Below are 15,608 nucleotides of genomic sequence, written 5' to 3'. Positions count from 1 at the left end.
GAGGGTCAGCGGCGGAGGTGGCGCAGTGCGCGGGCGGCCGCGTGCGCGCCGCACATGCCGTGGGCGCCCGGGCCCGGCGGGGTCGCCGCCGAGCACTGGAAGTGGCCCGGCAGCCCGACGTCGTAGGGTTGCAGGGTGGTGCGGGGACCGAAGGTCAGCTGCCGGACGTCCATCGCACCCGTCAGGATGTTGCCGCCGACGAAATTGGCGTTCTCCCGGGCGAATCCGGCCGGGGTGCGGACCGCGGTGCCGACGATCCGGTCGCGGAACCCGGGGGCGAACCGCTCGATCTGCGTGATGATCGCTTCGGTCGCGTCGCCGGTGTAGCCGTGCGGGACGTGCGCATACGTCCACAGTGGATGCACATCGCCCACCGAGCGCGTCGGGTCGGCGAGGTACTGCTGGCCGGTCAGCACGAACGGCCGGTCGGGCAGCCGCCCGGCGTGCACCGCCCGCTCGGCCGCGGCCACCTCGGCCGCCGTGCCGCAGACGTGCACCGAACCGGCCCGCCGGGCCTGCTCGGCGGTCCAGGGCACGCCGCCCGCGACCGCGAAGTCGACCTTGAAAGCGGCGGGCCCGTACCGGAACCGGCGGTAGGCGCGGGAGATCCGCGCGGGCAGCCGGTCGCCCAGCGCGTCGGCCACCGTGGTCGGCGCGACGTCCCACACCACGACGTCCGACGGCGGGAGCTGCGCCGCCGAGCGGACCGTGACCCCGGTCTCGATCTTCCCGCCGTGGTCGCGCAGCAGCGCGGCCAGCGCGTCCGAGATGGCGCGCGAACCTCCCTCGGCGACCGCCCAGCCGTTGCGGTGACCGGCGGTCAGGACGCCGAGCCCGATCGCCGAGGACAGCGGCAGGTCCAGCGGCCGGAACGCATGCGCGGCCACGCCGAGCCACAACGCTCGCGCCTGCTCGGTGCGGAACAGCCGCGCCAGCGCCGTGGCAGGCAGGAGCGTCGGGATGCCGAACCGGGCGAACCGCAGCGGATGCCGCGGCAGGCGCAGGAGCGGACGCAGGATGTCCTCGCTCAGCGCGTCGTAGCCGCGGGCCGGTCGCTCGAACAGCGCGCGCCAGCGGCGGCCGTCGGGCCCCAGTCCGCGGGCCGTCTCGGCCACCGAGCGGTGCAGGACGCCGGCGGTGCCATCGTCGAGCGGGTGCACGCAGTCGATCTCCGGCAGGCGCCAGCGCAGGCCGTAGCGGTCGAGTCCCAGATCGCGCAGGACGTGCGAGCCGACGGCCATCGGGTGGGTCGCCGAGCAGTGGTCGTGCAGCAGGCCGGGCACGATCGCCTCGTCGGTGCGAGTGCCGCCGCCGATCTCGTCGGCCGCCTCCAGCACGGTGACCTCAACGCCCGCCCTGGCCAGGACTGCGGCTGCGGTGAGCCCGTTGGGGCCACTGCCGATCACGATCGCGGTGCTCATCGGGGTTCCCTCCCGGGGTCGGTGTCGTGCGCTTCCTGGGCGGGCGGAGGGCGGGCCGGTCTCGCCCTCCGCCCCGGAGTCTTCCAGCCGGAAGACCGATCGGCCCGGCTGCGGTCAGGCGGTCGTGCGGAGCGCCGGGCCGGGCTCGCGGGTCCACGCGACGTCCAGCGGGATCGGCCCGTCCGGCAGCCACGGCTGGGCGGCCACCGCGTCGGAGACCTTCCAGGTGCCGCGCTCGATCACGCCGAGCGCGGCGTCGATCACCTTGTAGTGCTGGACCTTCGAGTGAATCGCCTGCGACTCCACCCACACCACGAGCCATTCGCCGGGGGCGAACCCGACGCGGGACTGCACCGCGCGGATCAGGTCCTCGTCGTGCAGGTGGCCGTCGCCGAAGTTGAAGCCGATCAGCGAGTTGCAGGCGAACTCGGCCTCGCGCACCGTGCGCCGGTCCAGATCGGGCACGTTCTTCAGCAGCACCGAGAACAGGCCGCGGCCCTGGCTGTGCATCGACCGCCAGGCGATCGTCTGCTGCATCGTGATCTCCGCGACGACCGGCGGATAGCCCATCGCCCGCAGCTGGTCGACCTGGTTCTCCGTCGGCCGGTGCGGCAGCGAGTTGAGCTTCTCCTCCGCGCCCGGCGCGAACACCCACAGCGCCGAGGCCCAGTTGCCCGCGTACTGCCGCATCGACGGCAGGAACGAGACCAGGTCGGGGCGCAGGTTGCCCAGGACCGGGAAGAACACCAGGGCGGCGACGATCGCGGCGGTCAGCCACGGCGAGGACATGTCGCCGACGCCGTAACCGTCCCAGGACGGGAAGCCGAGGAACAGGAAGATAGCGAGGTAGCCGAAGAGGATGTTCCACTCCAGCGGCACGGCCAGCGGGAACGTCGAGGTGATGAACAGGTGGAACACCACCATCAGCGCCACCCCGGCGAGCGTGAGCCAGTAGTTCGTGGACAGCAGCAGCACCAGCGGCGTGATGACCTCCACGGTGGTGCCGCCGACGTGCGCCATGAACGTCGCGAGGCCCGAGGGCCGGATGTCCCGCGGGAAGTCGCGGTAGTGCGCGCGCTTGACCCACTTGGCCGGCACGCACGGGCTGTTGGACACCATCGGCGGCACGACGTTGGTGAAGTGCAGGCCGAACTTCGACACGCCCGCGCCGATCCACACCGCGCAGATCAGCAGCTTCGCCGCGATGATCAGGTCGGTGAACGGCAGCGCGGCGAAGAACACCAGGGCCGGCAGGTACTGCTCGCCCCGCGCGGCCAGGAAAATCGTCTTGTCCCGCAACCCATTCAGCACGTAGAGCACGATCGGCGCGATCAGCAGCGCCGGGGCGACCAGGCCGGAGGTGTTGTCCGGGAGCACCGCGCTCAACGACGCGCTCGGCGCTCCGGGCAGCACGACGGCCGCCAGCACGCTCGCGAGGAACGCCAGGTACAGGGCGACGTCGAACGCCGTCCGGCGGTCACCACCGGTGAACGGCACCCGCCGCCACGGGCGCAGCCGGATCGTGCCCGGTCTCGCCCAGAAGAGCGCGCCGCCGGTCATCGGCTTGAACTTGCCGGCGATCGGGCCCCAGGACCCGGCGACTCCGAGCGCTTCGAGGAACACCGTCCACAGCACCAGCTTCTGGTAGACGATCGGCTCGTTCCACCAGTTCCCCACGTCCCAGAACGGCCCGACCCCGGAGGTCCAGGTCGCCACCGCCGTGCCGGCCAGGACATGCAGGAAGACCAGCTTGACCACGTAGGTCGCCGGGATCATCTTCGGCGACCCGAAGCCGAACTGCACCCAGTGCAGGGCCAGCGCCTTCAACCGCTCCCGGAGGGGCTTGTCCAGGAAGGTCTCCAGGTCCACGGGCGGGAAATCGCCTGTCTTGAACCCCATTGTTCTCACCTCTCAAGCGAACTCGTCCGGGCACGACGGATCGCGCCCGGAAACCGCGTTCGGGCGGGGAATGCCGACTGGGAATCGCCTACGCGCGCATGGCCAGCTCGCGGAGGCGCGGCTTGTCGACCTTGCCGACCGGGTTCTTCGGCAGCTCGTCGACCAGGTGGATCTCCACCGGGTGCTTGACCTTGGTGAGGTCTCGCCGGCAGCGTTCGAAGAGGTCCTCGGCGGTCGGGGACGTGCCCGGGTAGGCGACGACCCACGCCACCGGCACCTCGCCGTAGACGGGGTGCGGCGCCCCGACGACGGCCGCTTCGAGGACGTCCGGGTGCCCGTGCAGGACCGCTTCGATCTCCTTGGGGTACAGGTTCTCCCCGCCGCGGATGATCATGTCCTTGATCCGGTCGACCAAGGTGAGGTAGCCGTCCTCGTCGATCCGCCCGACGTCGCCGGTGCGCAGCCAGCCGCCGACGAGCGTCGCCGCGGTGTCCTCGGGGCGGTTCAGGTAGCCGTCCATGACGTTCGGGCCGGAGATGACGACCTCGCCCACCTCTCCGGTGGGCAGCGGCTCGCCGTCGGGGCCGAGCACCGCGATCCGCTGACCGGGCAGCGCCGGGCCGACCGTGCCCGGCTTCCGCACGCCGTCGACCGGGTTGCACGTCGACGCGCACGTCCCCTCGGTCAGCCCGTAGCCCTCGACCAGCACGAGGCCGAACCGCTGCTCGGTGCGTTCGAGCAGCTCCTGCGACACCGGCGCGGCGCCGCAGACGGCGAAGCGCAGCGAGCTCGTGTCGACGTGCACGGACTCCGGCAGCTCCGCCAGCCGCGCGTAAATCGTTGGCACGGCGGCGAAGTAGGTGGGCCGGTGGTGCTCGACGGCAGCCAGGAACGGCTCCGGGCCGAACCGTTCGAGCACGGTGAGCTGCCCGCCGGCCAGCATGCTGGCGAGGAAGCTCACGCAGATCGCGTTGACGTGGAACAGCGGCAGCACCAGCAGGCAGTGGTCGGCGTCGGTCAGTCCGAAGTGGTCGACCATCATCGACGCCATCGCGTGCAGGTTCGCGTGCGTCAGCATCACGCCCTTGGGCCGCCCGGTGGAGCCGCTGGTGTAGACGAGCAGCGCGAGGTCCTCGCCCCGCGGATCGTGCTGCGGGGGCTCGACCTCGGTGCCCGGCCGGGCGAGGTCGTCCACCGCGATCGACGGCAGCCCGCCCGATGGGGAGTCCGGCCCGGCGTTGACGACGAGCTTCGCACCCGAATCGGTCAGCTGGAACTCGGCCTCGTTCGCGGTGAAGGCGGGGTTGAGCGGGGTCGCGGCCGCGCCGAGCCGCCAGGCGGCCAGGAGCACCAGGAGCAGCTCGATGCGGTTGGGCAGCATCACGGCGACCACGTCCCCGACCCCGATCCCCCTACCCGCGAGCTGATCCGCGACCGCGTCGACCCGGCGCACGACCTCGGCGTAGCTGTGCTCGTGGCGCGCGTCGCGCATGCACGGACGCGTCGCGTCCCGGCCAGGCCGGGTCCAGGGCAGATATCCGAAAGTCACCATTCACCTCGCCATTGCGGTGTACGTGACCCGGAACACTAGGAGCGCCGCGGAGCCGCGCCCATATCCAGCGTCGCCGAAGACCCCCGGCGCCGTTGTGCACGATCGACAACCGGCCGCGCCCGTCCCGTCGGCGGTAGACAGTATTGTGCACAAGATATTATGTTGTCTGTCACGCTGCTGCGGGTGACGATGAGGTGGTCCAGCGTGCACAGCACTTCGCCGCGTCCCTCCGCGCCACCGCGACCCGACCGAACTCACCTACACCGGCCAGACCGCCATCTGCAACGGCGGCCCGCAAGCCCGCGCCACGCTGGAGGCCGCAGTCCAGTGATCGCGAACGATCCCCGACGCACGCGACGTGCGGCGGTCGTCGTCCGACGGCCACCGCCTGACGACGACCGCCCGGGCCCCCGGCTCCACCGCGCAGGGGGCCCGGACTCATTCCCGAATCCTGTTGAGCCGCAACGAGATCACGACCGCGGGCTGAGCCCCGTCACGGCGAGCCGGAACAGCCGGTCCGCTTGGGCCGCCGGGTCCGGATAGTGTTCGGTGGCCAAGGCGATGCCGACGATCAGGGTGATCAGGTCCGCAACGGAGACCCCGGACGTCACCGAGCCGTCCTGCACGGCGCGGCGCAGCAGCGGACCTGCCGCCTCTTCCAGCGCCGCCGAGCAGGCGTTCTCGTGCGCCGGGTCGGTCCCGGCACCGTCGTAGGCCAGCGCGGCCGCCAGCCCTCGGGCGGAGACGCAGTAGGCGACGACCTCGCCCAGCCACTCCAGCAGCGCGTCGCGACCGTCGCCTTCACCGGTCAGTTCCCGGGCCCGGACGCGCAGGGCCTCGATCCGTTCCCGGGAGACCGCCTCCAGCAGCGCGCGGCGGGTCGGGAAGTGCCGGCGCACGGTCGCCGAGCCGACCCCCGCGGTGCGGGCGATCTGTTCCAGGGAGGCGCCAGCGCCCTGGGCGGCGACCTCTTCCTCGGCCACGGCGAGGATGCGCGCGTAGTTGCGCCGAGCGTCCGCGCGCTGGTGCTCGGACATGGCATCACCTCCGTGCTTGCTAAGTGGCGGGCCCCGCCGTATCGTACCCGAGCGAAAACGGCGGGCCCCGCCGTTTAAGTTCCGAGCAGCCGAGGAGCACCATGTCCGCAGCTTCTGCACCCGTCCTGGTCACCGGCGCCACCGGCAGGCAGGGCGGGGCCACCGCCCGCGCCCTGCTGGCGGCAGGCGTTCCCGTCCGCGCCCTGGTGCGCGACCCGGCCACTGACCGGGCCAAGGCCGTCGAAGCGCTCGGCGCCGAACTGGTCACCGGCGATCTCCACGACCGCGATTCCGCGGCCCGGGCAGCCGATGGTGTTCGCGCCGTCTTCTCCGTGCAGATGCCCGGCATCACCGCGGAAGGCTTCGACTACGACGGGGAGATAGCCCAGGGCGTCAACCTCATCGAAGGCGCGAAGGCCGCCGGAGTGCCGCAGTTCGTGCACACGTCCGTCACCGGCGCAGGCCAGCACACCGGAACTCCCGGCTGGGCCGAAGGCCGCTGGGCGTCGATGGAACCCGTCCTGGGCGCCAAGAGCGCGATCCAGGACCACCTCCGCGCGGCCGGTTTCTCCCGCTGGACGCTGCTCAAGCCGGGCTTCTTCATGGAGAACTTCCTCCCGTCCGCGGCATTCCTGTTCCCGCGCGGCGTCGAGGGCGGACTGGTGAGCGTCCTGAACCCTGAAACCCGGCTGTCCCTGGTCGCGGTGGACGACATCGGCGCGGCGGCCGCCGCGGCCATCGCCGCGCCGGAGCGATTCCACGAGGTCGAGCTGGAACTGGCCGGCGACCACCTGTCGATGGCGGAGATCGCCGAGGTCCTCTCCCGCGCGCTGGGCACGCCGCTGTCCGCGCCGGACATGACCGAGCAGGAGGCACTCGCCGCCGGAATGCCGGCGATGGGCGCCTCGCACGAGTGGCTCAACGTGGCCGGTCAGCCGGGCCGGCCCGAGTACGCCAGGAACCTCGGCATCCCGCTCACCGGCTTCGAGCGGTGGGCGCACGAGCACATGCGAGCCGATGCCTGACGCGGTCGAGTGTCCAACTTCTTGGACAGTCGGGAATCCCGATCTCCCCTAGCGTCCACGACATGTCGCAGACGACCAACGAGGTACTCGCCCGGGGCTGGATCCGCGCGCTGTCGAACGTCGATGAGTTCTACGAGCTGTGCGCGCCGGGATGCGAGGTCTGGCACAGCAACGACGACAGGTGGATCACCGTCGAGGAGGCGGTCGACGCCGTTCACGGGCGCGGCGGCCTCCCCGAGTTCGACGACTCCCGCTACACGCTGACGGAGAAGGGCTTCTTCGTGCAGACCTCGGCGACGCCGGAAGCCGCGGGCGTGCGGGTCCACGTCGTCCAGGCGGTGGCGACGAAGGACGGAAAGGCGATCTCCGTCGAGGAATACGTCGGTCCCGAGATGGACATCGCCGCCTAGCCGGCCGGCGGTCGAGCACGACCGTCTTCGTCTCGAGGAAGGGCGGCAGGCCTTCGGTTCCGCCCTCCTGGCCGACGCCGACTGCTTGAAACCGCCGAAGGCGATGGAGAAGTCGGTTCGCGGCGGTCGTCCCGCCGAATCATGTTCTCTCCTCGGGCTTTCAGGTCGAGCGTGTTGCTGCGGACGGTTCGATGCGCGCGGCGTGCGGCACGTGCGACTGGACCGCAGGCTGGTGCTGATCCTGCTCGGCGTCGTCGCGATCACCGTGACCGCCGACCCGGCGCTCACCCTGGCGCCTGCCATCGCCGAGGCCCGCGGCGGCGGCACGGCCGCTGTGGGCGTCTTCGCGTCGGCGTTCGGCATCGGAGCCGCGCTCGGAGTGGTGCTGATGGGCCTGCTGGAGCGCTGGTTCCGGCTGCCTCAGCTGGTCACCGCGGGCCTGTGCGTGCTGGGCGCGTCCACGGCGGCGCTGGCGGTGCCGCTGCCCGTCGCGGCCCTCGTCGGCGCGTTCGCCGGCGCCGGGGCGGGGATGTCCGTGGCACTCACCGGCTTGACGGCGCTTCTCCAGGTCGCTGTGCCGGACTCGCTGCGCGGGCGCGTGATGAGCCTCTGGATGGCCGCCTTCGTCGGCACGCGCCCCTTCGCCGCCCTGCTCAACGGCGGCCTGGCGGACGCGATCTCCGTCCCGGCCGCACTGCTGGTCGCCGCCGCACTGGTCGCGGCAACCGCCTGGGCGTGCCGCCCCGGCCGCCTGCACGACGCCTCGGGGGCATGAGCGGACGGCGGATCGTCCCGGAGTCCGAGCCGCAACAGGGCTTCTCGGCACCGCGTCAGCTCCCGGTCCACAAGAGACGGTCATCGAAGGTCGTGCGCATCGGATTCCGCGCTGCACAGTGGACGGTCGGATCGGTGCGAGTCCGGCGCGCGTGTCGAGCGGGCGATGCGCGGCGAGTCCGATTACCCTGACCGGCGACAGATCAACGACACGCACCTGGCACGAGGCCGTTGCGATCCCGCCCGTCCGGGATCGGGTGTGCGGCGGCGCCGCGTTCCGAAGGTGGCGGATCCACCGTCCGCCACGACCGCCCGCACAGCACCAGCACGCCGGCGTCGCACGACGATTCCAAGCGGAGGGAACGTGCTCGAGATATCCACGCTGACCTGGGTGCTCACCATCGCGGTGATCGTCGGGCTGCTGGCGATCGACCTGATCATGGCGGCCGCGCGCCCGCACCGGGTCGGCTTCGCCGAGGCGAGCGCGTGGTCGGTTGCCTACGTCCTGGTGGCGGTCGTCTTCGGCGTCTGGTTCGCGATGCAGTACGGCGGCCAGGCCAGCACCGAGTACTTCGCCGGCTACATCGTCGAGAAGAGCCTCTCGGTCGACAACCTGTTCGTCTTCGTGATCATCATGACCACGTTCGCGGTCCCCGAGGAGCACCAGCACAAGGTGCTGACCTTCGGAATCGTGCTGGCGTTGATCATGCGTGGCATCTTCATCGCGGTCGGCGCGGCGCTGCTGTCGCTGTTCTCCTTCATGTTCCTGGTCTTCGGTCTGCTGCTGATCTACACCGCCGTGCAGCTGTTCCGGCACCGCGACGAGAATCCCGATGTCGAGGACAACGCCGTGGTCAAGGCGGCCCGCCGGGTGCTGCCGGTCTCGGACGAGTACGTGGGCGGCAAGCTCGTGGCGCGCGTCGGCGGGCGGCGGGTGGTCACGCCGATGTTCATCGTGCTGATCGCGATCGGCAGCGTCGACCTGCTGTTCGCCCTCGACTCCATCCCGGCGGTCTTCGGCATCACCGCGGAGCCCTACATCGTCTTCACCGCCAACGCCTTCGCCCTCCTCGGCCTGCGCGCGCTGTTCTTCCTGGTGAAGGGCCTGCTGGAGCGCCTGGTCTACCTCTCGGCGGGACTGTCGCTGATCCTCGCGTTCATCGGCGTCAAGCTGATCCTGCACTGGTTGCACGTGGACATCGACGAGCGCGTCCCCGAGATCCCGACGCCCCTCAGCCTCGGGGTGATCGTCGCGGTGCTGCTGGTCGTGACCGTGGCGAGCCTGATCAAGACCCGGCGCGACCCGTCCGCGAAGGCCCACCCCGGTTCCCTCCGGGCACACCGCACCAAGGCACCGGACGCGGACACCCCGACCGACCGGTGATGGGCCGCTGTCCCGGAATTCTCGGTACTTCCACCGGATTTCGGGGCAACCGTCCTTCCCGGTCACGGATTCTGAAGCGCCGGGAAGGCATCCTGCGTCATCCGGATCCGGGCCACCGGTGCGGTCGCACGGTGCGCTAGAGGGTCTGGGTGGCGAAGAGGAAGGCGGGCGGCTCTCCCCCGCCGTGGCATTCGACCGAGGCGCCGCTGACGTACGAGGCGAGGTCCGAGGCCAGGAAGAGCGCGACGTTGGCGACCTCCTCCGGCCACGCCATCCGCCCCAGCGGAATGGTGCGCTCGATGGCCTCGACGCTTCCGTCGTCGCCGTAGTGACCACCGGTCAGCTCGGTGCGGCACAGGCCGACGTTGATGGAGTTCAGCCGCACCTTCGGCGCCCACTCCACGGCCAGCGAGCGGGTGAGCGAGTCCAGCCCGGCCTTCGCCGCGCCGTAGGCCGCCGTGCCGGGCGAGGGCCGGAGGGCGCTGACGGAGGAGATGTTCACGATCGAGCCGCCGGCGTCCTGCTGCTGCATGGCGGCGTTCGCGACCTGGGCGACCAGCAGCGGCCCGAAGAAGTTGAGGTCCATGATCTTGCCGTGGAAGCGCGGTGACGCGTCCGCCGCCAGGGCGTACGGCGCGCCGCCGGCGTTGTTCACCGCCACGTCGATCCGGCCGTGCCGCGCGAGCAAGTCGGCCATCATCGCCCGGACCGACTCCTCGTCCCGCACATCGCACCGCAGGTGCGTCGTGCCCGCGGCCGGCTCGTCCGCTTCGGACCGCGCGCACGTCACCACCTGCGCGCCGGCCGCGACGAAGGCCGCGGCGATGGCCCGCCCGATGCCCTTGGTGCCCCCGGTCACCAGGACCACCCGTCCCGTCATGTCCAGCTGAACCGCCACGCGTCTCTCCGATGGGTCGAGTACCAAGCAGATGTTAGGGTACCAAGCAAATGATAGGTCAAGTAGCCCCGGAAGGTGGCACATGGGCATCACCTCGGACTTGCGTGACGACGGCATCCGCGTCGTCACGGTCGACTACCCGCCTGTCAACGCGCTCCCCGTTCGGGGCTGGTTCGACCTCGCCGCGGCGCTCGACGAAGCGGGCGCGGACCTGAACACCCACGTCGTCGTGCTGCGCGCGGAGGGCAAGGGCTTCAACGCGGGCGTCGACATCAAGGAAATGCAGCACACCGAAGGATTCGACGCCCTGATCGGCGCGAACCGGGGCTGCTACGCCGCGTTCAAGGCGGTCTACGAGTGCGCCGTGCCGGTCATCGCCGCCGTCAACGGGTTCTGCCTGGGCGGCGGCGTCGGCCTGGTCGGCAACGCCGACACGATCGTCGGCTCCGAAGACGCCTACTTCGGGGTGCCGGAGGTGGACCGCGGTGCCCTCGGCGCCGCGACCCACCTCGCCCGCCTCGTCCCGCCGCACCTGCTGCGCACCCTCTACTTCACCGGCCGCAACATCCCCGCCACCGACCTCGTCGGGCACGGCTCCGTCCTCGAAGTCGTCCCGCGCGACCGCCTCGACGAGGCGGCCCTCTCCGTCGCGGCCGAGATCGCCGCGAAGGACACCCGGGTCATCCGAATGGCCAAGGAGGCCATCAACGGCATCGACCCCGTCGACGTCAACCGCAGCTACCGGTTCGAGCAGGGCTTCACCATGGAGCTCAACCTCGCCGGGGTGGCGGACGAGCACCGGGACCGGTTCGCCGGCACCGAGAAAGCGAGGAGCGAATGAGCAAGCCCCGCGACAAGCGCATGACCGCGGACGACGTGGTCGCCCGGCTCGAAGACGGCATGACCATCGGCATCGGCGGCTGGGGCCCGCGGCGCAAGCCGATGGCGCTGGTCCGCGCGATCCTGCGCTCGAACCTGACCGACCTCACCCTGGTCTCCTGGGGCGGCGCCGACGTCGGGCTCCTCGCCCGCGCGGGCCGGATCCGCAAGCTGGTGTACGCGTTCGTCTCGCTCGACTCCGTGCCGCTCGAACCGAACTTCCAGCAGGCGCGGCAGAACCGGACGATCCCCGAGGTCGTCGAGCTCGACGAGGGCATGTTCCAGGCCGGGCTGCGCGCCGCCGCCCAGCGCCTGCCGTTCCTGCCCATGCGCGCCGGGCTCGGCTCCGACGTCATGGTGAACAACCCCGGCCTGCGCACCGTGACCAGCCCGTACCCCGCCGCGGACGGCGTCTTCGAGGAACTCGTCGCCGTTCCGGCGCTGCACCTCGACGCCGCGCTGGTGCACATGAACCGCGCGGACCCGCACGGCAACGCCACCTACCTCGGCCCGGATCCCTACTTCGACGACCTGTTCTGCATGGCGGCCGACAAGGCGTTCGTGACCTGCGAGCGCATCGTCGACACCGCGGAGCTCACCCGCGAAGCCGCCGTCCAGCGCCTGCTGATCAGCCGGATGATGGTCGACGGCGTCGTCGAAACGCCCAACGGGGCCCACTTCACCACGTGCACCCCGGACTACGAGCGGGACGAGAAGTTCCAGCGCGCCTACGCCGCCGCGGCCGCCGACCCGTCGGCCTGGGAAGCCTTCGAACGGCGCTTCCTGAGCGGCACCGAGGACGACTACCAGGCCGCCGTGAAGGCGTTCCACGAAGAGCAGGAGGCGTGAGGATGTCCGACGTGACGCGTGCCGAGATCTGCGCGGCGGCCATCGCCGACGCGTTCGCCGACGACGGCGAGATCTTCGGCAGCCCGATGGGACTGCTGCCCACCCTGGGCGTGCGGCTGGCCAAGCTGACGAGCAATCCCGATCTGGTGATCTCCGACGGCGAATCCCGCTTCCTCGCCGAGGTTCCCGCGCTCGGGGCCGGATCCGATGCGGTGGAGGGCTGGATCCCGTTCCGGAAGGTCTTCGACGTGGTCGCCTACGGCAAGCGGCACGTCATGATGGGCGCCACCCAGATCGACCGGCACGGCAACCAGAACATCTCGGCGATCGGCGACTTCGCGCAGCCGAAGCGCCAGCTGCTCGGTTCCCGCGGCGCCCCCGGCAACACCGCGAACAACCGCACCTCGTACTGGGTTCCGAAGCACGCCCCCCGGGTCTTCGTGGAACGGGTGGACATCGTCTCCGGCATCGGCCCGAAGCTGGCCGAGCAGGCCGGACCGGCCGCGGCCCGGTACAACGACATCCACCGCATCGTCTCGAACCTCGCGGTCCTCGACCTGGGCGGCCCCGACCGCACGTTGCGGCTGCGCTCGGTGCACCCGGGCGTGACCGTCGACGACGTGCGGGCGGCCAGCGGGTGCGAGATCCACGCCGACGACGAGGTTCCGGAGACCCGCACGCCCACCGACGCGGAGCTGACGCTCATCCGCGAGGTGATCGACCCGAAGAACCTGCGCGACCGCGAGGTCAAGCCGGAGGCCGCCCGATGAGCACCGAGCAGCTCCTGCGCACCCCGCTCAACGACCTGGTCGGCATCCGGCATCCGGTCGTGCAGACCGGCATGGGCTGGGTGGCCGGGCCGAGCCTGGTCGGCGGCACGGCGAACGCCGGCGGCCTGGGCATCCTGGCCAGCGCGACGATGAGCCTGGCAGAGCTGGAGCGGGCGATCATCGCGGTCAAGCGCCGCACCGACCAGCCCTTCGGCGTCAACCTCCGGGCCGACGCCGGCGACGCGCCGCAGCGCGTCGACCTGCTGATCCAGCACGGGGTGAAGGTCGCGTCATTCGCGCTGGCGCCGAAGAAGGAACTGATCGCCAAGCTCAAGGACCACGGCATCGTCGTGATGCCTTCGGTCGGCGCGCCCCGCCATGCCGAGAAGGTGGCGGCGTGGGGGGCCGACGCGGTCATGGTCCAGGGCGGCGAGGGCGGCGGTCACACCGGCTCGGTGCCCACCACGCTGCTCCTGCCGAGCGTGCTCGATGCGGTCGGCATCCCCGTCGTCGCGGCGGGCGGCTTCTTCGACGGCCGCGGCCTCGCGGCGGCTTTGTCCTACGGCGCGGCGGGAATCGGCATGGGCACCCGCTTCCTGCTCACCAAGGACAGTGCCGTTCCCGATGCTGTGAAGCGGCTGTACCTCTCCCACGACGTCAACGGGACCGTCGTCACCGACAAGGTCGACGGCATGCCGCACCGCATGCTGCGCACCCGGTTCGTGGAGGAACTGCAGGAGACGAGCATCCTGAAGCGGCTGGGGCCGACCATCCGGCGGACCCTGAAGTTCAAGAAGCTGAGCGGGATGACCTGGCGCGGGCTCGCCGCCGACGGCCGGTCGATGAAGCACGGCAGCGGCCGCTCCTGGTCGCAGATGGTGCTCGCGGCCAACACCCCGATGATGCTCAAGGCCGGCCTCGTCGAAGGCGACACGAACGCCGGCGTGCTCGCCGCCGGTCAGGTGGTCGGCGTCCTGGACGACCTGCCGACCTGCGAGGAGCTGATCGACCGGGTGATCACCGAGGCCGCCGAATGCCTGCGGAGGACCCAGAAATACGCGCTCTGAGAACCAGAGGCGGTGCCCACGGCTCAGTGGGCACCGCCTTCTTCGGGAACGCTCATCCGAAGGTGCCTTCGGCCCGGATTCCGACCTGCCGATCGGTTCAGCTGGGCCGGCTGATGGCCATCTTGGCGGCGAAGAAGCCCAGCAGGGTGCCGGATGCGAAACGCTGTGCCTGGAGCATGCGGGGGTGGCGGGCCAGATACCCGGCGAGCGCAGCGGCGGTGAGAACGATGAGGCCATTGATGGTCACGCCGACCACGATCTGCGCGGTTCCGAGTTGGAGGAACTGCCACCACGTCGCGCCCAGCGCGGGATCGACGAACTGAGGGATCAGCGCGGCGTACAGGAGCGCGATCTTGGGATTCAAGAGGTTCGTCAGCAGCCCCATGCCGAACAGGCGGGCCGCCGAGTGCGGGACCAGTTCGCGCGGTTCGAACGGCGACCCGCCACCGGGACGCAGGATCTGCCAGGCCATCCACGCGAGGTACGCCGCGCCCAGGATCTTCACCACGTGGTAGGCCTCAGGTACGGCCACGAAGAGGGCGGATAGACCGGCGGCGGCTGCGACGAGGTAGACGACGAATCCGAGGGCGACCCCGGCGAGCGACACGAGTCCGGCACGCCGCCCCTGCGAGATGGCTCGCGATGCCAGGTAGACCATGTTGGGCCCGGGGGTCAGCACCATGCCCAACTCCACCACCACGACGCCGAGCAACGAGGCGAGCGGTACGAGTTCCATGGAGCGAACGTATCGGGCGGGCAATCGCCTTGCCCAGCCGGCGTCTCGCCGCTCTTCGAGCGCCCAGTTCGCAGTTTCAATTGAAACTGCGACTTGATCACAGTTTCAATTGAAACTGCGAACCGACCGCGGGGAATTCGCCGGTACGGGCGGAAGATCCTCTGCAATCCGCCTGGATCAGGCGTTGCGGACGGTCAGGCCGCCGTCGACCGCGAGCACCGCGCCGGTGACGAACGAGGCCGCGGGCAGCAGCAGGGATACCGTGACGTGGGCGACCTCCTCCGGCTCTCCGTACCGCCGCAGCGCTGTGCGCCGCCGCGCGAAGACGGCCTTGTCCTCGTCCTGGATCCGCGCGGTCATGCCGGTGTTGATCGGGCCGGGGCAGACGCAGTTCACCGTGACTCCACTGGGCCCCAGCTCCACGGCGAGCGACCGCGTCAGGCCGATCACGCCGTGCTTGGAAGCGGTGTAGGCCGTGATCCCGGCCGTCGCGCCGAGCCCCTCGGTGGAGGCGATGTTCACGACCCGGCCCGCACTGTTGCGGCGCAGGTCCGGAAGGGCCGCCCGGACGAACCTGGGATACGCGGTCAGGTTGATCGCGAGCGTGGTCGCCCACGCATCGTCGAAGCCCTCATCCGCCAAACCGGCGTGGATGCTGACCCCGGCGTTGTTGACCAGGGCGTCGATCGGGCCGAGCGCCTCGCGGACCTCCGACACCGCGGCCGCGGGCGCGCTGGGATCTGCGACGTCCGCGACCACGGCGTGCACCTCAGCGCCTGCGCCGCGGATCTCTTCGGCAACCGCCGCCAGCCCGTCGGCGTCGCGGTCGACGATGCCGACGGCGGCGCCCTCGTCGGCGAGCAGGTGGGCCGTCGCCCGCCCCATCCCGCTCGCCGCTCCGGTCACG

At 71.0% G+C, this 15,608-nt stretch carries 15 protein-coding genes; 8 read left to right on the top strand and 7 right to left on the bottom strand.

All coding sequences use genetic code 11. The features are described 5' to 3' along the window. Positions 1-5: 5 nt before the first annotated feature. The 4 genes from AB0H93_RS21195 to AB0H93_RS21180 form a co-directional block, all read right to left on the bottom strand. On the bottom strand, positions 6-1,421 hold the full coding sequence (locus AB0H93_RS21195) for an NAD(P)/FAD-dependent oxidoreductase (RefSeq protein ID WP_358574680.1): 1,416 nt from the start codon (positions 1,419-1,421) through the stop codon (positions 6-8). Positions 1,422-1,535: 114 nt separating this feature from the next. Further along, positions 1,536-3,320, bottom strand: a complete 1,785-nt coding sequence (locus AB0H93_RS21190) for a DUF3556 domain-containing protein (protein ID WP_358574679.1) — start codon at positions 3,318-3,320, stop codon at positions 1,536-1,538. Between the two features lie 88 nt (positions 3,321-3,408). After that, a complete protein-coding gene (locus AB0H93_RS21185; protein WP_358574678.1) occupies positions 3,409-4,812 on the bottom strand; it encodes an AMP-binding protein in 1,404 nt (467 codons plus the stop codon). Between the two features lie 530 nt (positions 4,813-5,342). Further along, positions 5,343-5,909 carry a helix-turn-helix domain-containing protein gene (locus tag AB0H93_RS21180; protein WP_358574677.1) on the bottom strand — a complete coding sequence of 189 codons (567 nt, stop codon included), beginning with the start codon at positions 5,907-5,909 and terminating at the stop codon, positions 5,343-5,345. A 101-nt stretch (positions 5,910-6,010) separates the two neighbouring features. On the opposite strand from AB0H93_RS21180, the gene AB0H93_RS21175 reads away from it, so the two are divergent. From AB0H93_RS21175 to AB0H93_RS21160, 4 genes are all read left to right on the top strand, one after another. Next, positions 6,011-6,934, top strand: coding sequence for an NmrA family NAD(P)-binding protein (locus AB0H93_RS21175; protein WP_358574676.1), 924 nt, complete (start codon positions 6,011-6,013; stop codon positions 6,932-6,934). Positions 6,935-6,996: 62 nt separating this feature from the next. After that, complete coding sequence (locus tag AB0H93_RS21170; protein WP_358574675.1) at positions 6,997-7,344, top strand: hypothetical protein; 348 nt, start codon at positions 6,997-6,999, stop codon at positions 7,342-7,344. A 202-nt stretch (positions 7,345-7,546) separates the two neighbouring features. Next, entirely contained in the window at positions 7,547-8,119 is a 573-nt protein-coding gene (locus AB0H93_RS21165) for an MFS transporter (protein ID WP_358574674.1), read from the top strand. 363 nt (positions 8,120-8,482) lie between these two features. Next, positions 8,483-9,502 carry a TerC family protein gene (locus AB0H93_RS21160; protein ID WP_358574673.1) on the top strand — a complete coding sequence of 340 codons (1,020 nt, stop codon included), beginning with the start codon at positions 8,483-8,485 and terminating at the stop codon, positions 9,500-9,502. A gap of 136 nt (positions 9,503-9,638) precedes the next feature. Here AB0H93_RS21160 and AB0H93_RS21155 read toward each other — a convergent pair whose 3' ends face one another. After that, the gene (locus AB0H93_RS21155) at positions 9,639-10,400 is read right to left on the bottom strand and encodes an SDR family oxidoreductase (RefSeq protein WP_358574672.1); all 762 of its coding nucleotides are present in this window, start codon (positions 10,398-10,400) and stop codon (positions 9,639-9,641) included. 82 nt (positions 10,401-10,482) lie between these two features. Here AB0H93_RS21155 and AB0H93_RS21150 point away from each other — a divergent pair, with 82 nt between their 5' ends. Genes AB0H93_RS21150 through AB0H93_RS21135 form a run of 4 tightly spaced genes read left to right on the top strand, consistent with a single transcriptional unit; the run spans position 10,483 to position 13,965 of the window. Continuing rightward, on the top strand, positions 10,483-11,241 hold the full coding sequence (locus AB0H93_RS21150) for an enoyl-CoA hydratase family protein (protein WP_358574671.1): 759 nt from the start codon (positions 10,483-10,485) through the stop codon (positions 11,239-11,241). Further along, complete coding sequence (locus AB0H93_RS21145; RefSeq protein ID WP_358574670.1) at positions 11,238-12,128, top strand: CoA-transferase; 891 nt, start codon at positions 11,238-11,240, stop codon at positions 12,126-12,128. The genes AB0H93_RS21150 and AB0H93_RS21145 overlap by 4 nt, the downstream gene beginning before the upstream one ends. A 2-nt stretch (positions 12,129-12,130) precedes the next feature. Further along, complete coding sequence (locus AB0H93_RS21140) at positions 12,131-12,898, top strand: CoA-transferase (RefSeq protein WP_358574669.1); 768 nt, start codon at positions 12,131-12,133, stop codon at positions 12,896-12,898. After that, on the top strand, positions 12,895-13,965 hold the full coding sequence (locus AB0H93_RS21135; RefSeq protein WP_358574668.1) for a nitronate monooxygenase: 1,071 nt from the start codon (positions 12,895-12,897) through the stop codon (positions 13,963-13,965). Before AB0H93_RS21140 ends, AB0H93_RS21135 begins: the two co-directional genes overlap by 4 nt. A 97-nt stretch (positions 13,966-14,062) precedes the next feature. On the opposite strand, the gene AB0H93_RS21130 is transcribed toward AB0H93_RS21135, so the two are convergent. Together AB0H93_RS21130 and AB0H93_RS21125 are read right to left on the bottom strand one after the other, a co-directional pair. After that, the gene (locus AB0H93_RS21130; RefSeq protein WP_358574666.1) at positions 14,063-14,701 is read right to left on the bottom strand and encodes a LysE family translocator; all 639 of its coding nucleotides are present in this window, start codon (positions 14,699-14,701) and stop codon (positions 14,063-14,065) included. Positions 14,702-14,878: 177 nt separating this feature from the next. Then, the gene (locus AB0H93_RS21125; protein WP_358574665.1) at positions 14,879-15,607 is read right to left on the bottom strand and encodes an SDR family NAD(P)-dependent oxidoreductase; all 729 of its coding nucleotides are present in this window, start codon (positions 15,605-15,607) and stop codon (positions 14,879-14,881) included. Between the last annotated feature and the right edge of the window lies 1 nt (position 15,608).

Origin of the sequence: Saccharopolyspora sp. NPDC050642 (assembly GCF_040654735.1) — a bacterium.
Taxonomy (GTDB): Bacteria; Actinomycetota; Actinomycetes; order Mycobacteriales; family Pseudonocardiaceae; genus Saccharopolyspora; species Saccharopolyspora elongata.
The sequence above is the reverse complement of the archived record's forward strand: the minus strand, read 5'-3'. Positions and strand labels throughout refer to the sequence as shown.

What these genes read in the sequence shown, in the direction of transcription:
- AB0H93_RS21135 (WP_358574668.1), top strand. Translation starts at nt 12,895, where the DNA reads ATGAGCACCGAGCAGCTCCTGCGCACCCCGCTCAACGACCTGGTCGGC.
- AB0H93_RS21180 (WP_358574677.1), bottom strand. Translation starts at nt 5,909, where the DNA reads ATGTCCGAGCACCAGCGCGCGGACGCTCGGCGCAACTACGCGCGCATC.
- AB0H93_RS21175 (WP_358574676.1), top strand. Translation starts at nt 6,011, where the DNA reads ATGTCCGCAGCTTCTGCACCCGTCCTGGTCACCGGCGCCACCGGCAGG.
- AB0H93_RS21140 (WP_358574669.1), top strand. Translation starts at nt 12,131, where the DNA reads ATGTCCGACGTGACGCGTGCCGAGATCTGCGCGGCGGCCATCGCCGAC.
- AB0H93_RS21170 (WP_358574675.1), top strand. Translation starts at nt 6,997, where the DNA reads ATGTCGCAGACGACCAACGAGGTACTCGCCCGGGGCTGGATCCGCGCG.
- AB0H93_RS21130 (WP_358574666.1), bottom strand. Translation starts at nt 14,701, where the DNA reads ATGGAACTCGTACCGCTCGCCTCGTTGCTCGGCGTCGTGGTGGTGGAG.
- AB0H93_RS21190 (WP_358574679.1), bottom strand. Translation starts at nt 3,320, where the DNA reads ATGGGGTTCAAGACAGGCGATTTCCCGCCCGTGGACCTGGAGACCTTC.
- AB0H93_RS21150 (WP_358574671.1), top strand. Translation starts at nt 10,483, where the DNA reads ATGGGCATCACCTCGGACTTGCGTGACGACGGCATCCGCGTCGTCACG.
- AB0H93_RS21195 (WP_358574680.1), bottom strand. Translation starts at nt 1,421, where the DNA reads ATGAGCACCGCGATCGTGATCGGCAGTGGCCCCAACGGGCTCACCGCA.
- AB0H93_RS21145 (WP_358574670.1), top strand. Translation starts at nt 11,238, where the DNA reads ATGAGCAAGCCCCGCGACAAGCGCATGACCGCGGACGACGTGGTCGCC.
- AB0H93_RS21185 (WP_358574678.1), bottom strand. Translation starts at nt 4,812, where the DNA reads ATGCGCGACGCGCGCCACGAGCACAGCTACGCCGAGGTCGTGCGCCGG.